This window comes from Pseudomonas sp. F9001 (genome assembly GCF_013385435.1).
Lineage (GTDB): Bacteria > Pseudomonadota > Gammaproteobacteria > Pseudomonadales > Pseudomonadaceae > Aquipseudomonas.
On the sequence record NZ_JACAPX010000032.1, the window covers coordinates 156613 to 176846 of the forward strand.

Annotated in this window: 19 protein-coding genes and 1 pseudogene; 13 read left to right on the top strand and 7 right to left on the bottom strand. The window is 58.7% G+C overall.

From position 1 onward, the window contains the following. The first annotated feature begins 89 nt into the window (after window positions 1-89). The 4 genes from HX818_RS25415 (at window position 90) to HX818_RS25430 (ending at window position 6596) form a co-directional block, all read left to right on the top strand. Window positions 90-2468, top strand: coding sequence for a hybrid sensor histidine kinase/response regulator (locus HX818_RS25415; RefSeq protein ID WP_102604766.1), 2379 nt, complete (start codon window positions 90-92; stop codon window positions 2466-2468). An 88-nt stretch (window positions 2469-2556) separates the two neighbouring features. Beyond that, window positions 2557-4209 (top strand): acyl-CoA dehydrogenase family protein, encoded by a 1653-nt coding sequence (locus HX818_RS25420; RefSeq protein ID WP_177020942.1) that lies wholly within the window; start codon window positions 2557-2559, stop codon window positions 4207-4209. Between the two features lie 174 nt (window positions 4210-4383). Beyond that, window positions 4384-5883 carry an AMP nucleosidase gene (amn, locus tag HX818_RS25425; RefSeq protein ID WP_172834544.1) on the top strand — a complete coding sequence of 500 codons (1500 nt, stop codon included), beginning with the start codon at window positions 4384-4386 and terminating at the stop codon, window positions 5881-5883. 71 nt (window positions 5884-5954) lie between these two features. Then, window positions 5955-6596 (top strand): pseudouridine synthase, encoded by a 642-nt coding sequence (locus HX818_RS25430; protein WP_003215483.1) that lies wholly within the window; start codon window positions 5955-5957, stop codon window positions 6594-6596. Here HX818_RS25430 and HX818_RS25435 read toward each other — a convergent pair. Together HX818_RS25435 and HX818_RS25440 are read right to left on the bottom strand one after the other, a co-directional pair. Then, window positions 6591-6800 carry a DUF2788 domain-containing protein gene (locus tag HX818_RS25435; RefSeq protein WP_026077819.1) on the bottom strand — a complete coding sequence of 70 codons (210 nt, stop codon included), beginning with the start codon at window positions 6798-6800 and terminating at the stop codon, window positions 6591-6593. The genes HX818_RS25430 and HX818_RS25435 overlap by 6 nt on opposite strands. A 228-nt stretch (window positions 6801-7028) precedes the next feature. Further along, window positions 7029-7508: an Lrp/AsnC family transcriptional regulator gene (locus tag HX818_RS25440; protein ID WP_003194418.1), complete on the bottom strand. Its 480-nt coding sequence runs from the start codon at window positions 7506-7508 to the stop codon at window positions 7029-7031. Window positions 7509-7922: 414 nt separating this feature from the next. Here HX818_RS25440 and HX818_RS25445 point away from each other — a divergent pair, with 414 nt between their 5' ends. After that, entirely contained in the window at window positions 7923-9050 is a 1128-nt protein-coding gene (locus HX818_RS25445) for a DUF6515 family protein (RefSeq protein ID WP_177020943.1), read from the top strand. Here the strand turns inward: HX818_RS25445 and HX818_RS25450 are convergent. Further along, on the bottom strand, window positions 9047-9940 hold the full coding sequence (locus tag HX818_RS25450; RefSeq protein ID WP_087693591.1) for a cation diffusion facilitator family transporter: 894 nt from the start codon (window positions 9938-9940) through the stop codon (window positions 9047-9049). The genes HX818_RS25445 and HX818_RS25450 overlap by 4 nt on opposite strands. A 15-nt stretch (window positions 9941-9955) precedes the next feature. Then, on the bottom strand, window positions 9956-10375 hold the full coding sequence (locus tag HX818_RS25455) for a hypothetical protein (RefSeq protein WP_003215492.1): 420 nt from the start codon (window positions 10373-10375) through the stop codon (window positions 9956-9958). Between the two features lie 250 nt (window positions 10376-10625). Between HX818_RS25455 and HX818_RS25460 the strand changes: the two are divergent. Both HX818_RS25460 and HX818_RS25465 read left to right on the top strand, forming a co-directional pair. Then, window positions 10626-11006, top strand: a pseudogene (locus tag HX818_RS25460) (DEAD/DEAH box helicase); the annotation flags it as partial. A 394-nt stretch (window positions 11007-11400) separates the two neighbouring features. After that, window positions 11401-11829 (top strand): hypothetical protein, encoded by a 429-nt coding sequence (locus HX818_RS25465; RefSeq protein WP_177020944.1) that lies wholly within the window; start codon window positions 11401-11403, stop codon window positions 11827-11829. A gap of 19 nt (window positions 11830-11848) precedes the next feature. On the opposite strand, the gene HX818_RS25470 is transcribed toward HX818_RS25465, so the two are convergent. Beyond that, a complete protein-coding gene (locus HX818_RS25470; protein ID WP_087693588.1) occupies window positions 11849-12301 on the bottom strand; it encodes a helix-turn-helix transcriptional regulator in 453 nt (150 codons plus the stop codon). A gap of 239 nt (window positions 12302-12540) precedes the next feature. Here HX818_RS25470 and HX818_RS25475 point away from each other — a divergent pair, with 239 nt between their 5' ends. The 6 genes from HX818_RS25475 (at window position 12541) to HX818_RS25500 (ending at window position 18320) form a co-directional block, all read left to right on the top strand. After that, window positions 12541-13053, top strand: a complete 513-nt coding sequence (locus tag HX818_RS25475; RefSeq protein ID WP_087693587.1) for a hypothetical protein — start codon at window positions 12541-12543, stop codon at window positions 13051-13053. 109 nt (window positions 13054-13162) lie between these two features. Next, window positions 13163-13807 (top strand): HAD family hydrolase, encoded by a 645-nt coding sequence (locus tag HX818_RS25480; protein ID WP_122311396.1) that lies wholly within the window; start codon window positions 13163-13165, stop codon window positions 13805-13807. 590 nt (window positions 13808-14397) lie between these two features. After that, window positions 14398-14799 (top strand): hypothetical protein, encoded by a 402-nt coding sequence (locus tag HX818_RS31310; RefSeq protein WP_235668274.1) that lies wholly within the window; start codon window positions 14398-14400, stop codon window positions 14797-14799. A gap of 279 nt (window positions 14800-15078) precedes the next feature. Next, window positions 15079-16218 carry a cyclic GMP-AMP synthase DncV-like nucleotidyltransferase gene (locus HX818_RS25490; RefSeq protein ID WP_087693584.1) on the top strand — a complete coding sequence of 380 codons (1140 nt, stop codon included), beginning with the start codon at window positions 15079-15081 and terminating at the stop codon, window positions 16216-16218. A gap of 3 nt (window positions 16219-16221) precedes the next feature. Next, complete coding sequence (locus HX818_RS25495) at window positions 16222-17838, top strand: ThiF family adenylyltransferase (protein ID WP_087693583.1); 1617 nt, start codon at window positions 16222-16224, stop codon at window positions 17836-17838. Next, window positions 17826-18320 (top strand): Mov34/MPN/PAD-1 family protein, encoded by a 495-nt coding sequence (locus HX818_RS25500; protein WP_029571547.1) that lies wholly within the window; start codon window positions 17826-17828, stop codon window positions 18318-18320. The genes HX818_RS25495 and HX818_RS25500 overlap by 13 nt, the downstream gene beginning before the upstream one ends. Window positions 18321-18594: 274 nt before the next feature. Here HX818_RS25500 and HX818_RS25505 read toward each other — a convergent pair whose 3' ends face one another. After that, complete coding sequence (locus tag HX818_RS25505; protein WP_029571546.1) at window positions 18595-18810, bottom strand: hypothetical protein; 216 nt, start codon at window positions 18808-18810, stop codon at window positions 18595-18597. Further along, a complete protein-coding gene (locus HX818_RS25510; RefSeq protein ID WP_177020946.1) occupies window positions 18803-20014 on the bottom strand; it encodes a hypothetical protein in 1212 nt (403 codons plus the stop codon). Before HX818_RS25510 ends, HX818_RS25505 begins: the two co-directional genes overlap by 8 nt. Between the last annotated feature and the right edge of the window lie 220 nt (window positions 20015-20234).

Consider the following 20234-nt stretch of genomic DNA (forward strand, 5'->3'; position numbering starts at 1 on the left):
ATTCAAACCAATAACTGTATCGCCGGTTTACGTCTGCTCAAAAGGAATGGAGGCTTTTGACATAACCGGACAGGTCACGCTGGGGCTCTATGCGCTATTTGCTGATGTTACTGTTGACCGGGCTGCCGATGCTGGCCGGCGCAGTCGAGTTCAACGAGACCACCACGCGGTTGCCCCTGGGCCAAGTGATGCAAGTCCTTGAGGACCCCAGTGGCGCCCTGACCATTGGCGATATCAGCTCGCCGGTCCTCGCCAGTCGTTTCAAGACCCACGACAAAGCCACATTGAATGCCGGCTATTCGCGCTCGGTGTTCTGGCTCAAGGTCGATTTGCATTACCGTGCACAGCGCCCGGATGCCCCGCGCCGCTGGCTGCTGGAACTGGCTTACCCGCCGCTGAACCAACTGGAGCTGTACGAGCCTGACAGTGTCGGCAACTATCGACTGGTGTCGCGCACCGGCAGCATCCTGCCGTTTTCCAGCCGCGAAATCCGCCAGAGCAACTACCTGTTCAAGCTCGACTTCGTCCCTGGCCAGCAGGAAACCCTGTACCTGCGCCTGCAAAGCCAGGGCTCGATCCAGGCACCGCTGACCCTCTGGTCCACCACCGCGTACCTCGAAGAACAGCCATTGCGCCTGTACGTGCTGGGTGTGATCTACGGCGTGCTGCTCGGCATGCTGATCTACAACCTGTTCATCTACCTGAGCGTGCGCGACACCAGCTACCTCTATTACATCCTCTATATCGCCTCGTTCGGCCTGTATCAGCTGTCGGTGAACGGTGTGGCCGTGCAGTATTTCTGGCCGAATAACCCGTGGTGGGCGAACGCGGCGGTGCCCTTCCTGATCGGTTCGGCGGCGCTGTTCGGCAGCCTCTTTGCCCGCAGTTTTCTGCACACCGCGCTTTACAGTCGCTGGATCAACCGGCTGTTGCTCGCCCTGGCGGTCAGCGGCGGGGTGGTGATGGTGCTGGCATTGTTCACCAGTTATGCGCTGGCGCTGCGCCTGGCCACCGCCCTGGCGCTGGTCTTTACCGTGACCATCTTCGTCGCGGCCATCAAGGCCTGGTATTGCGGCCAGCGCATGGCGCGCTACTTCATCATCGCCTGGACCGCGTTCCTGCTGGGCGGTGTAGTCAATACGATGATGGTGCTGGGCTACCTGCCCAATGTGTTCCTCACGATGTACGCCAGCCAGATCGGCTCGGCACTGGAAGTGGCCTTGCTGTCCCTGGCGCTGGCCGACCGGATCAATTCGATGCGCGAGCAACAGGCGCAAATCCTGTTCGACGCCAGCCAGAAACTCGAAGTGCTCAACACGCAACTGGCCCACAGCAACCAGCTCAAGGATGAATTCCTCGCCACCTTGACCCACGAGCTGCGCACGCCGATGAACGGTGTGATCGGCTCCCTGGAATTGATGCAGACCGAGCCGCTGCCAGGCGACCTCGCGCAGTACCATCAAACCGCCTCCGGTGCGGCCCGCGAGATGATGCGCATGGTCAACGGCATCCTCACCCTCACCGAATTGCAGGCCGGGCGCCTCAGCCCGCAACCCCAAGTGTTCAGCCTGCGTGGGCTGCTCGACACCTTGCGCCAGCAGTTCGCGGCCAGCGCCCAGAACAAGGGGTTGGCGTTCTCCATTGATCTGGCAGAAGACCTGCCGGACCGCATCAACGGTGATCCTGGCAAGCTGGCGCAATGCCTGGATTGCCTGTTGGACAATGCCTTCAAGTTCACTCACGAGGGCTCGGTGCGTGTACGGGTGGTCGGTGTACCCCAGGCGGATGGAACGCTGCGCCTGACCTTCATTGTCACTGACACCGGCATCGGCTTCGCCTACCTCGATGAGGCGACCCTGTATCAGCGCTTCTTCCAGCTCGATGGCTCGACCACTCGTCAATACGGCGGCATGGGCATTGGCCTGGCGATCTGCCGGCAATTGATCGAGTTGCTCGGTGGGCGCCTCACCCACAATTCCGAGCCGCGGCGCGGCAGTCGCTTCCAGCTGGAGCTTGCGGTCAGCCCCGTCCAGCCCGAACTCGCTGCCGTGCGGCGAGTACCGCAGGCGCAACGCACGCCGCAGGAGTGCACGGTGCTGCTGGTGGACGACAACAGCGTGGCGCAACTGGTGGTGCGCGGCATGTTGCTCAAGCTCGGTTATCGGGTGAAAACCGTCGACAATGGGCCGGCCGCCCTGGCGTTGCTGCAGAGTCAAACCTTCGACGCAGTGTTGCTGGATGTGCCCGAGGGCGGCTTTTCGCTGTGCTGCCAGATCCGTGCGTTGCCCGGTTGTGGTGAGCTGCCGGTGATCGCCTTGAGCACCTCGTTACAAGCCCCGGAACGCGAGCGCTGCCACGGCGTGGGTATCACCGACCGAGTGGCCAAGCCGGTACGTTTCGAGGCCCTGCAACGGGTGCTGCAACTGCGGTTGTTGCATATGGTTGAGGGTGAAAGCGCCGCCAATTAGGCGTTTATGCCACTTTTTTAACCCGGGTGACGGTGCTTAACTGAAATTCAGGCCTCAATGAACGTGGCCTTTTTTCAGGAGGCCCGTCATGAACCTGCACCAGTTCGCCGAAACCCACGACGTCACCAACCAGCCACCGTCCCTGGACGGCACCAACCTGTACCGTATCGACTTGCCGCTGCAAGACTGGTCCCGGCGCTTCGGCGCCGGCTGGGCCGAGCAGCGCATCGACACCTATGGTGCGCTGGCGGGCGGGCCGCTGATGGAAGCCGGGTTCCTGGCCAACCAGAACAAACCGGTGTTCAACAGCCATGACCGGTTTGGCCATCGCATCGACCTGGTGGAGTTTCATCCGGCCTACCACGAGCTGATGCGCACCGCCGTCGAACACGGCCTGCCGTCGTTGCCGTGGGCCCATCCGCAATCCGGCGCCCATGTGGCCCGCGCGGCGATGACCTACCTGCACAGCCAGGCCGAAGCCGGTACCGGCTGCCCGCTGACCATGACGTTCGCCTGCGTCCCGGCCCTGCGCCTGCAGCCAGACTTGGCTGAAACCTGGCTGCCGAAAATCCTCGCCACCGAATACGACCCGCGCAACGTCGGCATCGCCCACAAGGCCGGCGCCACCATCGGCATGGCCATGACCGAGAAACAGGGTGGCACCGACGTGCGCGCCAACACCACCCGCGCTTACCCGGTGGGCGCTGGCGGCCCGGGCCAGGCGTATGAGTTGGTGGGGCACAAGTGGTTCTGTTCGGCGCCGATGTGCGATGGCTTCCTCACCCTGGCCCAGACCGACAAGGGCCTGACCTGTTTCCTGCTGCCCCGGCACCGCCCGGATGACACCCGCAACGAGTTCTACATCCAGCGCCTGAAAAACAAGCTCGGCAACTGCTCCAACGCTTCCAGCGAAGTGGAGTTTCGTGGCGCGCTGGCCTGGATGATCGGCGAAGAAGGGCGCGGCGTACCGACCATCATCGAGATGGTGGCGATGACCCGCTTCGATTGCATGGTCGGCTCCAGCGCCCTGATGCGCCAGGCGCTGACCCAGGCCAGCCATCATTGCGCTCACCGCCTGGTAGGTGGCCGGGTGCTCAGCGAGCAACCGTTGATGCAGAACGTACTGGCCGACCTGGCCCTGGAAAGCGAGGCGTCCCTGGCCTTGAGCATGCGCATGGCGCGCGCGCTGGACCATCTGGATAACGAACAGGAAGCCAAATTCGCCCGGCTGGTGACGGCGGTGGGCAAGTACTGGATCTGCAAGCGCGCGCCCGCGATGATCAACGAAGCCGCCGAGTGCATGGGCGGTGCGGGGTATGTCGAGGACAGTATCCTGCCGCGCTTGTACCGTGAGGCGCCGGTCAACTCGACGTGGGAAGGTTCCGGCAATGTGCAGTGCCTGGATGTGCTGCGGGCCTTGTCCAAAGAACCGGGCGTGCTGGAAGCGCTGTTTGTCGAGCTGGGGGATGGCCACGGTCACAAGCACCTGGCGCGGCACATCGAGCAGTTGAAGTCGGGCTTTATGGACACCCAGGACATCCAGTACCGTGCCCGACAACTGACCGAGGACATTGCCGTGGCACTGCAGGCCAAGTTGTTGCTGGAGGCGGGTAATGCCAGTGTCAGTGACGGTTTTATCGCCAGCCGACTGGGTGAGTCGTCGGGCCGGGTCTATGGCACCTTGCCGCGGGGTGTGAATGTGGAAGCGATTGTCGCGCGCTCGACACCTCCTTTTTCCTGAACAAACACGGTCAAAATGTGGGAGCGGGCTTGCTCGCGAAGGCGGTGGATCAGCCAATACATGTGCTGACTGACCTACCGCTTTCGCGAGCAAGTCGAATCGTCGCACCGCCGCTCCCACATTATTGATCGCATTCCAATTCCGGTGTTCCAGTGCGCCAGGGATACAGGCAAGATGAAGGCCTGCAAGTCAGAACACAGGATGCTTACCGTGACCGAAGCTTTTGTTGTCGTTCAAACCGCCGAAGAAGCCGTGGATCGGCTGGCGGCTCTCCATGAGCGTGCCACTGGCGCGCTCAATCAAGCCCTCAAGCGCTACCTCAAAGACCGCGTCGAACCCGACGCTGAACAACGTGCGATGTTTCGCTACCCGGAACTGCGCCTGACCTACCTGGTGCAGGGCGAAGTCCCACAGACCACCCGGGCGTATGCCAAGGTTCAGTTGCCGGGGACCTACAGCGTCACCGTCACCCATCCGTCGGCCTTCCGCAAATACCTGCTGGAGCAACTGGTGCCGTTGATGCACGACTTCACCGTGACGGTGGAAGTGGGCGTCAGCCAGCAGAACATTCCCTACCCGTACGTGGTGGAGCAGGGTGACGAACTGGCCGGCTCCGGTGTGACTGCCGCCACGCTGGCGCGGGTGTTCCCGAGTACCGACCTGTCTGCCGCCACCGATGGCATCGCCGACGGGCTGTACGACTGGGAAAACACCGACCCGCTGCCATTGGCATTGTTCGATGCCGCCCGCGTCGACTTCTCCCTGCGCCGCCTGGTGCACTACACCGGCAGCGACTGGCGCCATGTGCAGCCGTGGATTTTGCTGACCAACTACCACCGCTACGTTGACCAGTTCATCGTGCATGGCCTGGAACAGTTGCGCAGCGACCCGCGCTTTATCCGCATGGTGCTGCCGGGCAATGTGATCATCGACAAGAGCATGGACCACGGCGAAGCGTCTGCCATTGCTGCCGGCGTGGTCTGGCACCGTTATCAGATGCCGGCCTACCACTTGCAGGCGAGCGACGGCCATGGTGTGACCCTGGTGAACATCGGCGTCGGCCCGTCCAATGCCAAGAACATCACCGACCACCTCGCCGTATTGCGCCCGCATTGCTGGCTGATGATTGGTCACTGCGGCGGGCTGCGCCAATCCCAGACCATCGGTGACTACGTGCTGGCTCACGCCTATATGCGTCGCGACGGGATTCTCGACCGGGTAGTGCCGCCGAACATTCCGATCCCGGCCCTGGCCGAAGTGCAGATGGCCTTGCAGCAAGCCGCGGCCAACGTCACCGGCGAGAAAGGCGAAGAGCTGAAAAAACGCCTGCGCACCGGCACCGTGCTGACCTACGACGACCGCAACTGGGAGCTGCGCTGGGCCCAGGAACGTCCGCTGATCAACCTGTCCCGCGCCGTGGCCGTGGACATGGAAAGCGGCACCATCGCCGCCCAGGGCTACCGCCTGCGGGTGCCGTACGGCACGTTGCTGTGTGTGTCGGATAAACCGCTGCACAGCGAGATCAAGCTGCCGGGATCGGCCAACGCGTTCTATGAGCGTGCGGTCAGCCAGCACTTGAAGATCGGTATCGAGGCGGTGGATCTGTTGCGCACCGAACTCAACTCGCTGCACTCGCGCAAACTGCGCAGCTTCGACGAGCCGCCGTTTCGCTAAACGGTTGGGATGGTTATTTAACGGTCAGGCCACTAGCATTGTCGGTCCTGACCGTTAGATGTTCCTTTGCCATGTCCCGTCCTGCCCGTCCTGTTTCTCGCCGCCCCGGTGTGAAAAGTCCGCAAACCTCGTCAGCCCCGCGTCGTGTCGCCAAGGCGCCACCGGCCGATCCCAAGTTGATCCTGTTCAATAAACCCTTCGATGTGCTGACCCAATTCAGCGATGAAGGCGGGCGGGCGACCCTCAAGGATTTCATCGACATCCCCGGCATTTACCCGGCCGGGCGCCTGGACCGTGACAGTGAAGGCCTGTTGCTGCTGACCAACGACGGCCAATTGCAGGCGCGCATCGCGGACCCCAAGCACAAGCTGGCGAAAACCTATTGGGTGCAGGTGGAAGGCGAACCGACCGAGGAACAGCTGCAACGCCTGCGCGACGGTGTGGAGCTCAACGACGGCATGACCCTGCCCGCCGAAGCCCGGCAACTGGACGAGCCACAACTGTGGCCACGTAACCCGCCGGTGCGGTTTCGCAAAAGCGTGCCGACCCATTGGCTGGAGTTGGTGATTCGTGAAGGGCGTAACCGCCAGGTGCGGCGCATGACGGCCGCCGTAGGCTTGCCGACGTTGCGTCTGGTGCGGGTGCGGATTGGTGACTGGTCAATCGACGGCCTGGACCAAGGCCAATGGAAAGAAGTGCCGGCGCGCTTATAAGGCGCCGGACTCGATCAGGCCGATCACCACGCTCTTGATGATGAACGCGGCAACGCCCAGGCCCAGCACGAAGAACAGGATCATCGAGCCAAAGCGCCCGGCCTTGGATTTCTTCGCCAGGTCCCAGACGATAAAGCCCATGAAAATGATCAGGATGCTGACCAGGCCGGTCATCATCCATTCTTCAAACACGGCGGGATCAATCGAGTTCATCGGGTTGTTTCCGGCTGGGGCAGGGCGCCGATTATACGCCAGGGCAATCGGCGCGACATTGACCTGCGTCGGTCTGCCGCAGACTTACCACCCTGCGGGAACACAGTCAAAATGTGGGAGCGGGCTTGCTCGCGAATGCGGTGGATCAGTCAGCACATTCGGTGCCTGGCACACCGCATTCGCGAGCAAGCCCGCTCCCACATTTGTTCCGCGCCGGTCTTAAGTGCGCAGGTGGGTCAGCGGCAGCTCGGTGCTGTTGAGCACCTGGTTCAGCACAAAGCTTGAACGCACGCTGGTGACGCCTTCGATGCGGGTCAGGTGGCCCAGCAGCAGCTTCTGGTAGTGATCCATGTCTGGCACCACCACTTTCAGCTGATAGTCGGCGTCCATCCCGGTCACCAGGCTGCATTCCAGCACTTGCGGCAAGGTGCGGATGGCCGCTTCGAAGTTCTCGAAACGTTCGGGGGTGTGTCGGTCCATGCCGATCAGCACGTAGGCCGTGAGACTCAGGCCGAGCATCTTGCGGTCGAGCAAGGCGACCTGGCGGGCGATGTAGCCGTCGTCTTCGAGTTGCTTGACCCGGCGTGAGCACGGCGAAGGCGACAGGCCGATGCGCTCGGCCAACTCCTGGTTGGAGATCCTCGCGTCGCGCTGCAATTCCGCCAAAATACTCAGGTCGTATCGGTCAAGTTTGCTCATGGGGCTGGCCTTTGTCGTAACTATTGCGGTGAATTATCTATCCAGGGTTAAAAATTGCGCAAGCACTGTTTATTGACGCAATCTTCGCAATCATCTGCCCGAGGCCGAGGCGTAGAGTTATCAACAGAATCACTGCCCGGACATACAGTCCACTGCAGCCCGCCAATAAGGCCGGCTGCGGCCGCCAACCCCACAGGGTTGCCCCGGCCCCCGGGCTGCACACTGTCCACAAGACGGCGTGAGGTGAGCCAACGTCAAAAGCGTTGAGCCAGGACGAAGTTCTCAAGGGGCGACCGACGGGTCGCCCCTTTTTATTGCCTGCGAAAATACTTCTCGTGACTGATAACCTCTCGCAGAACCGGGCCCCGGTTTTCCAGTCTTACGTGTAGGCCCTAATCCGCAGTGAGGAATAGCATGAAGCGCATCTGGCGTTTGGCAGGTGTTGGTTTGCTGATGATGAGCGTTGGTGCGCAAGTGATGGCCGACGACCCGCCACGCCAGGAAGGCGGTGGTCAGCATGAAAGAGGCCCGGAAGGGCATCCAGGCAATAATCAGCCTCGGCCGCAGAACAACCAACCGCGACCACAAAATAGTCAACCGCGCCCTGTAGCCCCTCGGCCCGAGAACAATCAGCCGCGTCCGCAGAATCAGCATTTCGAAAACAATCAGCCACGGCCGCAGAACCAGAACATTGAGCGCCCGAACGGAGGTGGCCAGTGGCAAGGTCGCCCGCAAGGCAACCAGCAGCAACCTCCGCACCCGGCGCCGCAGCCGGCCAATAACCTGCCGATCCAGGGTCGCCCGGACACCGTGCGCCAGACCCAGGAACCGCGTCAGGGCAATTACCAGGACATCCCGCGTCGCAACGACGGCAACCAGCATTGGCAGGCCGGCAATGGCGGCCAGGGTGGCCCGGGCCGGCCCGGCTTCAACGGGGGTAACGGCGGTGGCAATAATCACCCCAACGATCACCGCTGGCCAGGCCGCCCCGACGGGCACGGCAATGGCTGGGGCCCAGGCCCGCAATACCGTCCGGGTTACATCGTCGACCGCTTCCCCGACCGCAATTACCGCGTGCCGTATCGCGGCCAGGACTACTTCTTCTCGGGTGGCTACTGGTATCGCCCACAAGGCCCGCGCTATGTCGTCGTGACGCCGCCTTACGGGATTCGCGTGCAATACCTGCCCGACTACGCGCGGGAAGTGTGGGTGGGCAGTGCGCTGTTCTTCCTCGCCGCCGGTGCCTATTACACCTACGAAGAAAGCAGCCAGCAGTACGTTGTGGTGCAGCCGCCACCCGCCGCGCCAGCGCCGCAACCCGTGCCCCAGGGCAATGGTTATGACGTGGTGGCTTACCCGGCCAACGGCCAGTCACCGGCGCAGGTCCAGCAGGATGGTTACGACTGCTATCGCTGGGCGGTGCAACAAAGTGGCTTTGACCCAAGGACCGTCACCTACGCCCCCGACCCGGCCGTGGTGCAAACCTACCGCCAGGCCCAGGGCAACTGCCTGAGCAGTCGCGGGTATCAGGTGCAGTACTAGGCCTTCGCGCCCTTGACCACTTCCTGCGGGTCGGCGTGCACCAGCACTTCGGCTCGCGGGTAGGCGTTGTGGATGGCATCGGCGGCCTGGTCGCTGATGCCGTGGGCTACGGACAAACTCAATTCCCCCGGTAACTCCAGGTGCAACTGCACGAACCAGTGGCTGCCGGAAATCCGCGTGCGCAGGTCATGGGCACCCAATACACCGGGCACGCTGCACGCCAGTTCCAGCATGTGCTGGCTGACATCCGGCGGCAGTTCCTCGTCCATCAGCACCGAAAAACTTTCCCGGGCGATCTGGATGGCGCTCCACAAAATGTAGGCCGCGATGCCCAGCCCGAACCAGGCGTCCACCTGATGAAAACCAAACGCCGCCAGCACCAGCGCCACCAGGATGCTGCCGTTGAGCATCATGTCTGAGCGATAGTGCAGCGAGTCGGCGCGGATGGCGTTGGAGCCGGTTTCGCGGATCACCCGGTATTGCAGGATCAGCAGCGCCGCCGTCAACGCCAGGGACAGAACGATCACGCCAATACTCAGCCATGGCGCGCCCACAGGTTCCGGATGCTGCAAACGCTGGAACGCCTGGAAGGCGATCAACACCGCACTGCCGGCGATGAACAACGCCTGGGCCATGCCCGACAGGGATTCCGCCTTGCCATGGCCATAACGATGATCGTCATCCGCCGGGCGCAACGCATAGTGCACGGCCAGCAAGTTGAGCAGCGAGGTGACGCCGTCGAGCAGCGAGTCGGTCAACCCGGCGAGCATGCTCACCGAGCCGCTGAGCCACCAGGCGATGGCCTTGGTCACAATCAGCACACAGGCCACGCCGACGGAAGCGCGGGTGGCCAGGCGCAACAGCCGGGCGTGTTCGGGACTGGTGGTCATGGGGCGGGTCAGTCCTTAAGCGGCGGGTTGCAGGCCCAGGGTGGCGAGTTGTTGCACGCTGCCCTTGAACTGGATCATGCGCGGGTCGTCCAGCGGCAGATTGCGCCCGGTTTCTTTCTGGATGATGGTTTGCAGCTTGGCGTTGTCGACCTTGCCGTCGGCGCCGATGGCTTGCTGGAGTTTTTCCGGAGCTACCTGGGCGGTTTTGCCCGGCTCGAAGTAGATCGCGCCGGTGGCGAAGTCGACACCAAAGGCGATCAGGCCCGGGATCACGTAGAACAGCAGGCCGACCGCATCGAGCACGGCAATTGCCGGGTCGATCTTGCCGTCGATCTGGCCCCGGCGGTCGGGGTAGAAAATCGAGCCGCAGGCCGTCAACTGGCTCAGCAGGGTGACGGCCAGAACACCGCCGATGACACGGGAAGCAACACGCATGGGACTCTCCTTGAACATAATGAAAGTGACTATAAGCCAGTCTACAAGGCGACGATGATCAAGTGTGGGAGCTGGCTTGCCTGCGATGACGGTGGTTCAGTATCAGGGGTGTTGGCTGACACACCGCTATCGCAGGCAGGCCAGCTCCCACCTTTGACCGCATTCCAGTCAGTACGGGGCCGTGTCGTTGAGACCACCACCGACACCCGGCAGTTCGCCGTTATACTCGCCGCTCTGCTTTGGAGCCAGTATGAATTCGTTGCCAATCGATGATGTTTTACCCGCCCTGCGTGACGCCCTGGCGACGCGCCATGAAGCCGTGCTCGAAGCACCGCCCGGCGCCGGTAAAACCACACGGGTGCCATTGGCGCTGTTGAATGAACCCTGGCTGGCCGGGCAAACCATCCTGATGCTCGAGCCCCGGCGCCTGGCCGCCCGCGCCGCGGCAGAAAGGCTGGCCAGCGAACTGGGGGAAAAGGTCGGCGAAACCGTCGGCTACCGCATTCGCCTGGACAGTAAGGTCGGCCCCAACACCCGTATTGAAGTAGTCACCGAAGGCATCCTCACTCGGCGCCTGCAGGATGACCCGGCACTCGACGGCGTGGGTTTGTTGATCTTCGACGAGTTCCACGTTTTCCCACAATCCCTGAAACCACATATTTCTTGTCAAGCTGCGTAACCCCAGTCAACGCCTTTGCCTTGGCTTTGAAGTCAAAGCCCAAAAGGCTTTGATGCTCCTGCTCCTGCTCCTGCTCCTGCTCCTGCTCCTGCTCCTGCTCCTGCCTGGAAGAGCCTTAGCCGTGCATCTGATGGGGAGTGGATGGAGGCCGGTCTTTCTTACACAGCGCGATTGATGACCTCCCGTTGTACTGATCCAACGTGCTAGCCGCCAAGCCTCCATGTAGTAGCGTCACGTGAGCTTCTTAACAATGAGTCGCGCTGATGGATAGGCTACCCGAACAGGCTAAGCCGTGGGGGAAGGCACTTGTGGACGTCGCTCAGCGTCAGCTCAATCACGTACGTGAGTGCTCTCTCGTTGGTTGGCCCAACCGCATTACGCAGTCAAAGAAGCCCTACTCAGGGAGGGCGTCGAGGCGTTGGCTCAAGGAAAGCCAATCGCGGGTATCAAAGTCCTGGTGACGGATATTGAGGGCATATTGAATGTGGCGTGTCGAGCTCACACCGGCAAGGCCGGCAACACCAAAGCGCTTCTGGGATTCGCTATTGAGAGCGCAGAAAAACAAACTGATGGCCCCGGTACCCTGTTCCTAACCACCGGATTTAACCGCTATCTGCTGAACTACATGTTCGCCAACTACGACCCGGACAACCTCACGAAAGACACAGTTTCCCGGCACCTCGTGGGGCACGGGGATGCGGGTGTTGGGAGCTACACGATGGTCAGAGCGCTGCTGTTAATCCTGACGCTAGATCAATTGGCCTTCTACACGTGATGCAGAAGGTCGGTGGACATCAATGCCAATGGCGCTGAACGGTCGTCCTTGGAATCCCCAATTCCTTCGCGACATCGACTTGTCTGAGCCCTTGGCTCTTCAGTCCTTGGACTTGAGCGCGAGTTGCGGCAGCTCGAACGCTGGTCGGATGTGTTGTATCCATTGCCTGAGCTGAGGGCGGGGGGATTTTATCAGCCAGTCCAAGGTTTTCGAGCTCACTAATCGCCCTCACCAATACCTCTTTGGGGGTGACCTCGGAATCAGCGGCTACCGCAACGGCCAACAAGGCCGATGGCGTGATGCCGAGCGCCTGGGCCAGCTCTGCCGCAGCTTTGACTGTAGGGCTGGTTTTGCCGCTTTCCAGTTGACTCACGTGTGACCCAGTCACTTGGCCCGATAGATCTTTTTGGTTCAGGCCCTTGGTCGCACGGATCAGTCGCAGCGCTGCGGCGAAGCCTTCCTGAATCGACATTGCGGCATCTCAAAAGCAGACGGTATGCCGTGTTTGCTTGAGTCCGAACAAATCTATATATTTAATCGTATGGGCTTTTTGCCAGTATTGGGGTTGCGGATTGCACCCGTGCGAGAGAGGAATTCTGCCTTGGTTGCCCGCGAAGCCCTGCGTCTGAACTGTCCATCACGAATGGCAATGCAGACGGCTAGGTTAGTCAAAATTTTTGCTGTACAGGATAGGGCCTAAAGGAAGTCAGGATGTCAGAGCTGAAGAAAGTCACTGTCACGGTTAAGAATTTTGAATCCAGCTCCGCTGACGACTATGCGCGTCTCTATAAAAAAGTACGCCTATTGGATGAGTCTGGTAAGAACATCTACTTTAAGAATTTGATCATCCCTAAATACTTGGAGCGCCGTGGTGCATTTGCCCCTGACACTCCGAGAACGTGGTTTGTAAAAAACGTCCATAGATCGGCGGTGGTCTTGGTAGCGTTCGAAACCCAAAGCGGCACAATTGAGTATGATCTTGATGAGGTTCGCGGGTTGTCCCGAAGGGGCTTCTGGAGCGGGGTTTTGATCGGTATCGCCGCAATTCCTGCTGGAGTCATTGTGGCAATTGCAACGTATGGGGTCGGATTGGCCTTGATCCCATTCATGTTGTATCAAGCCTATTCGCAAGTATTCAGAATTCCGGCTCGGCTGAGCCGCAAACAACTGCTTCAAGACTTTTCCCACCACGGGATCAACGTCGGAGAGGGCTGGTCACGATAATTGCGAGGCGCCGCTGGAGCAGCGGCGCATCTTGGCTGAGGTGTGCTACCTAACGCTCGTGACGCGCCCGTATGCTTGCTGAAGGTGATACAAACAGGAGCTCCACCGCATGCCGATCGCAGCCGCGATTTTCGACGCCTTCGGAACAGTCGTTCAGATTGGACGCAAGCGCCATCCGTACAGGCAGCTTCTTCGCCTGGGAGCTCTCCACGGACGCAGGCCAAGTGCTGCTGACCTCTATCATTTGATGACCTCCAGCCTCAACCTGGACGCTGCTGCCGAGACGTTCGGTATTTGTGTGAGCCCTGCGCAGATGACGTCCTTGCAGCATGACCTGGAGGATGAGCTCGACTCCATCACTGTGTACCCCGACGCAATCAATGCGCTTCGGTTGCTCAAGGCCCAGGGGATAGCTACAGGTATCTGCTCGAACTTGGCCTCGCCCTACGGCTCTGTTCTCCGCCAGCTTCTCAGCGAGGTCGATGGCTTTGCCTTGAGTTACGAGGTCGGCGAGGTGAAACCACACCCAAGCATCTACCGCGATATCTGTCATCAGCTTGGAGTCAATCCAGCGCAGGGCATGCCGCCATCAGGCGAGCGTGTTGTGATGATTGGTGACTCCATGCAGTGCGATCGTGATGGCCCTGGAGCTATTGGGATTTCTGGGTTCTATCTGGATAGGAAGGGGGGAGGGGCTATCTCATCCTTGATGCAGTTCGCTGAGCATGTGATCGAGATCAATCGAGCCGGTTAAAGTACCGGCTGCATTCGTGGAGCGTTGAGGAACCGAAGGGCAAGGTAATTTGGTTGGGGGCGTGCACTGATCGAAAGGTGAGGGCATTTGTGAATGCTTTGGGAATCCAGTGGTTAGTCGCGGCGAAGGGGCGGGGGGCAGGCCCAAAGCAGCGATCAGAACAGGGCTCCAAATAGGCGGGGCGAGCGCGAGTTCAAGTAGGTACGGGTTCGGCCAATTGACCTTCGTAAGCGTCATCAATGCGCCGAAGCAATCGCAATCTGGATTGTCATATACACCATCTTGGCGAGCGTATAGGGTAAGACGCTGACAGCCGAAAATTGAGGTACGGAATGTATCAAGTCATGGGGATCAGTAAGACCCTAGGGTACTTCGCTACCACCTGTGTGGTGGTCTTCCTGGTCATGAACCATAGCGACATCTCTGCATTGGTAGCGGGGCCGCTTATGGATCTACGGCGACCCATTACGTCAGCAGTCACGATCGCAGCTGGCGTTTTCTGGGTACTAGGTCAGACCCCCTTGTTCGTTTTGATCTGCAGGCTCCCTTTTGTTCGAACGTATCTACCCCCCATCGATGGGGAGTGGGACATGGAGCTGAAATCCAATTGGGGGATCATGCAGAAATGGCTCGGCCAAGGCGATGGGGCTTCTCTCATCACCGTTCCTGGCAAAGTCAAAATCAAAGCGCGTCTGTTCAGCGTCAAATTGGAATTCGCATCAGCCGACGGCTATTCAGAATCCAAGACCATTAGCGTCTCAGTGCGGCCCAGCGATCAGACTGGTCTGTTGGAGCTGAATTACATGTTCATCAACTACACACAAATTCCCGTAGCTACCGATACCAGCACCCACACCGGCGCTGCCCGAGTGTTCGTGAAGAAGTCAGGTGGTGAGCTGTACATGGAAGGCACCTACTTTACAGATCGCAAGTGGACTGAAGGGCTGAACACCGCAGGTTTGGTGACCTTCACAAGATCTAAAGCGGCCTGACCATCTTGGTCGTGGAATTGATCAGATACCGATTTTAACTAGATGTAGTATCAGATGGTGAGATGTTGATCTACATGTTGTGGTATGGCACTATGTTATCTCACGTGTCATCGAGCATGGTAGCTGACAAACCGGGAAGGACTGCACCCTCTGGAATTACGTGGTTGGCGTAGGGTGGCAGTGACGAGATTCAGGGGTGCATCGCGCGCTCGGTAGTCTCGATGTGATGGTCAGCAGTTGCTGGAGGCACCGTTCATTTAGCGCCTGAGCGGAGGCTTCATGCCCAATTTCAGTCCCTTGCTGTTCACTACCAATGGGGAAGCTTGCTTCCTTGACGAGCTTAATCTCGCCCCCGAAGAGTTGGCCCAGATCGATGGTGCCCGTAAAGATATTCGGGAGGCCCTGAAGGCCGAGCTTCCTGGCGCCCTTCGCGACAAAGGTTTGGAGGGCGACATCTGCGAACCACGGTTTTATATTCAGGGATCGCGCGCCTACAAAACGCTGAACAGCCCCTGTACAACCCCACCTCAGCAGTCGGATATCGATGACGGTGTCTATCTTCCGCTGAGTGTCATGCGCGAAGAGAGCAGCCCCAAGCTCGCTATCGCTTTGTTCTTTGACGCAGTCATCGATGTGCTCGGCCCTATGTGCGCTGAAAGAGGTTGGCATACCCAGGCTAAGGACACTTGCGTGCGGGTCACTATTTCACCTTCCGCACACATTGATCTCCCGCTGTATGTGATCCCTAACACCTTGTTTCAGTTGATCAAAGCCAACATGGAGAGCCGTGGCCATGCGGTCTTCGATAGCGCGATCAATTCTGAACGAGACAGCTGGAAGACATTGCCCTCGGACAAAATTCTGCTGGCTGACCGCAAGCAGGGGTGGCGTAAGTCTGATCCTATGGCGATGAAAAATTGGTTCAAGCGCGAGTGCCTTGAAAAAGGAGATCAGCTCATTCGCGTCGTGCGCTACTTGAAAGCATTTCGGGACAAGCAGTGGGAGGACAAGGGGCCGAGCTCGATTCTGCTCATGGCTGCAGCCTGTCCGTTGTTCCAATTCTTCGACAAGCGTGATGACCGTGCGCTCTTGAACGTAGCCAAGGGCATTCCGGATGCTTTGCGCAACGGGGTCGCGAGCCCAATTGATCCAAGCGCATCTCTCACGGCTCACATGCCCAAGGAAGCCCTTGCAGATGCCGTAGAGTTTTTTGAAGAGTTTGCTCGCTACCTTGAAGGCGCAATTGACGCAACCGATGCCCATACCGCCAATAACTGGTTGCACCAGATGCTCGGTGACCGATTCCCCTATGCCCCATATCGTATGAAGTCGAACCCTGAGAGCATGCCGGCCTCGATGGCTGCGATCGCACCTCTGGCCGGGCCTGCGGAGCCAGTGAAGCGTACTAAGGCGGGCTGATCCATGAGCGCGATGCCGGAGGTGCTGCGTCACATGAAGGAGTGGGGGTTCACCAAGGTGGAACCTCAGCCGAGTACGGGCTGGCTCGCGATGGCGGGAGAGCTGGTCACGGCCACTCAGGGAACAGTCCAGTGTGAGGTATGGCTAGACGCATCTTTCGAAAGGCCACTCCAGCTCTGGCTCACTGGGCTCCCGAAGGCCCTTCCTCGTGTAGTGCCCCACCTCTCGCCTGACGGCTATCTGTGCTACTCGGCGCCGGGTACTGAGGTCATCGATATCTTTGACCCGGTCACTCAAACCCGTACATCCCTGCTTCAGGCGACGGAGGTTATTGAACAGATTCTGGCCGGGAAGATGAAAGAAGATCTGCAAGAGGAGTTCTTTGTCTACTGGAACGGTGATTACTGCTTCCATGATATCGAGAGGCGCGAATCCGGCATGGTTGAGCTTCTTCAGCTCTCGGACAGCACGATGTACGTGCTGACTGACGATGCTGAGCGAAGTCGGGCCAAATTTGCGCGTCAAGGGCGGGTGATTGACAGAATCACATCGAAGGTCGCGATGATCACGTCCAGCGCAGCCCCTAGACCTCTGCAGGACAACTGGCCTCCTAAAACGCTGGATGAGATTCTTGACTGGCAGCACGAACTTGACGATGCCTGCAGGCGCAAGATTCGCGACAGAGTTACTGCAGCTTACCGTGAAGGAACTCGCGCTCTGATGATCGTCATCGAGTCTGAGAAAACGAGATACAGCTACGGGTTCATCGTGCACGACCTGCAGCGTAACCGACCTCCTGGTCAGCGATCGGTCGACCAACGCCTCCCCATTTTCGAATGTCCTATAAAGCCCTTAAAGATGCTTCGTCTCGATGATAGATACCTGGCGGAACGCAACATCCCCGGCCAGACCACGTTTGCAGGTAAGCGGATCGGTTTGATCGGCTGCGGCACTATCGGGGGGTTTTTGGGTGAGATGCTGGTTAAGGCGGGCGCTGGAATCGGAGGTGGCGAGCTGTCGTTGATCGATAATGACTACTTGATGCCTCAAAATCTGGGTCGTCACCGGCTTGGCTTCAATTATCTGTTCCGCTCTAAATCTGAAGCGCTTGCGGACGAGTTGAAGATCATCATGCCCAGTGTCCAGGTGCGAGGCTTCAACAATGAGGCCAAAGACGTCAATTTGGCTGACTTAGATCTCATCATCGATGCCACCGGTGAGGAGTCATTCGGGCACTGGCTCGCTAAGTCGACGTCCTGCCCTACCTTGCACGTTTGGATAGAGGGGGCAGGGGTAGCAGTGCGCTCGCTGATCAAGCACCGCAATGAGCAAGGGTGCTACCGCTGCGTAACTGAAGCCAATAAACAGGGAGAGTTGTTATCCGTGATAGGTGGAGTTGAGCCGATCTTTGCCGGGCAGGGGTGTGAAGGCCTTTATGTGCCGTTCCCTGCATCGGTGTCGATTCAGGCAGCGGCCCTTGGATTGGACTCTGCACTGGCGTGGGTAGCTGACAAACCTTGGCCGTCGCTCTGCACGCGGCTGACCGATCACAGTTATGAGTCGGCGACGCCAGATTGCTCGCCACTCCCGCACATCGGTTGCCCAGCATGCCGCACATAGCGACGTGGGCCGTACCTGGTACTCAACAGCTGGTGTATCTGCGTGAGCAACCGCTAGAGGTATTCAAACGGTACATCCAGGAAGGCATCAACTCGAACGAGGCGGGTGGGATTCTGCTTGGCCATGTGCGTGGCGAGCACTTGGAGATTATCGAGGCGACAGAGCCCTCCTTCTGGGACAGGAGGTTCAGGTTCCTTTTTGAGCGAATGCCCTATTTTCACCACAAGCTCGCGATGAAGCGCTGGAAGGAGAGCAAAGGACTGGTGCGCTATGTTGGAGAGTGGCATACCCATCCGCAAAACTATCCAGCGCCGTCCTCGATCGATTTGACTGAGTGGCAGATCCTAGCTGCTGACCGGCGCGACGCCCGTCCTTTGCTGGCCTTGATCGTTGGGTGTAAGGGGCTGCATGTTGAGTACATGTTTAGCACTGGCAAGCGATGTATCCTTGCCCCGTTCGACGCGCCTATTGAACCTGTGTGACGTTGAAATGCCAGCCGCTACAATCCAGCCTTTTTGTTGTCCCTCGGAAACGGTGTAAACCTATTTTTTGACGNNCGTCAAAAAATAGGTTTACACCATCAGTGGTCAGACGATGAAAAGTCACGTTCAATGGCTGACTTAGCCGTACGCGTGCGATCGTCTAGCTGAAGATAGGGGTAGCCTAAGCAGCCCAGATCCTCAGTCGGTTACTGTCCCGCAGATACAAGAAAGCCACCTTTCGGTGGCCTTCTGTGGGGCGAGTAACAGGGGAGCCTTACCGGTGCTCTACCACGGTCACCATGTCGAGGGATCCGATGCCCTTCTCAACAACATCTTTCGCCTTGGCAATCATGGACGCCCTCAATTCATCGCGGGACATCCGACCGCCGTATATCTTAGCGAAAGCTTTGTTCTTCAGAGCAACGGAGGCATCAACTCCAGCGTCAGCTGGATTCTCAGCTCGCACTGCAGCAGGAGCAAATTCAGTCATTGTCGTTTGCCTCCGTGTCAATAAAAGTACGGTATAATGATATCATATCGTGTAGATACGCGCAAATAGGCTGCAATAGCTGAACAAACTGTGCATTGCGACTATCGCCCATTAAGATGTTTGCTTTGTTGTTATAAATGTTAAGACATGCGACCGGAAACTTATCTCCATTGTCTTTGCTTCCCATATTCTTAGGCAGTAGGGGAATGGACAGAATAGAGGTTGCGTAGCGGTGGCTGCTGTAATAGCTGGCAATGGTTGACTTGTAGTGCTCGGTTAAATGTTTATTCTCTACTGCCTCTTGGTCGAGCCACTCTTTAAAGTGAGTGCGAGAGTCTTGGATATACTGTGACTGACTCGACGCCACGGCCACCGCGCCGCCAGGAATGTTGGGGTGTGATTTTGCATGATCTTTGGCGTCCATGCTGAAAGGGAAGCAGATTGGGAGGATATCGGTGTCTGGTTTCGCAAACTCTTCACCACCCACAAAGGTGGATAATTCGAGATCGCTGATATGTAAGATTCCATCCGCGTTATCCAGCCGTGCGTCAATGTTCGATCCGAACAGAAAGAAAGGACTATTGTTGACTTCCTGTGCGTACTGCCGGCGAATCAGGTCTTTATCACGCTCAACCAACATGATGTTGGCGCGATAGGTTTCCTTTGGCGCGCTGTCCCAGTTCTGAGCGAGGATAAGAATTTTCGTCAGGTATAGTCGAATATCAGCTGCAACGGTCTGCTTGGATACTGGAGTTGAATTGTCCTGCGCAAGGTTTTCAAAGTGGAACCTGATATCAATCATGGTGTCGCTGTACGCAGCCAGGAATTGCTTTGGCGGCATGGTGGTCAGGCGATCCTGAAGTTCTTTCTCCTTGGCTCTCGTTGTCGTGATCACCCCAATTTCTCGAAGGAAGACCGCGAACACGGCTGCAATGGATAACTCGATGGAAGGCCAGAGATAGCTGGTCGCGAAAAAGTCATCCCACGTTTGGGTCGCGGTGTACTCGGCTTTGATGTCACCACTCATGACCGAAATCATGGCGGCGCTTCCGATGGTCAGCAACGCGATGATCAGCGACCCCCAGCTCGTGCCGATGAGCTGGCACACGCCAAGGAAGAGTTTTTTTGTCCAGAACCATGTGGTGGCCCCGCCGTTTTTCAGTCGTCCGAGCCCTTTCCGTGGTTTTGCTTGCCGGTTATCCAAAATCAAATTCCATGTCAGTTATTACTCAAACCGGCCAATTCGGCGGTGTCGGTCAATAGCAGCCTTCCAGACAAGTCTAGACCGCAACCACCCAAAGGGCCGAGCGTCCGGCGTGCCGTTGTGCACAGAAATGATCGCCCACGACCCTTTCTCTGTAGTTGGGTACCAGTCCCCGCTGCGGGCGAAATCATTAACGACGAGGCGAAATCACCGACCGGAG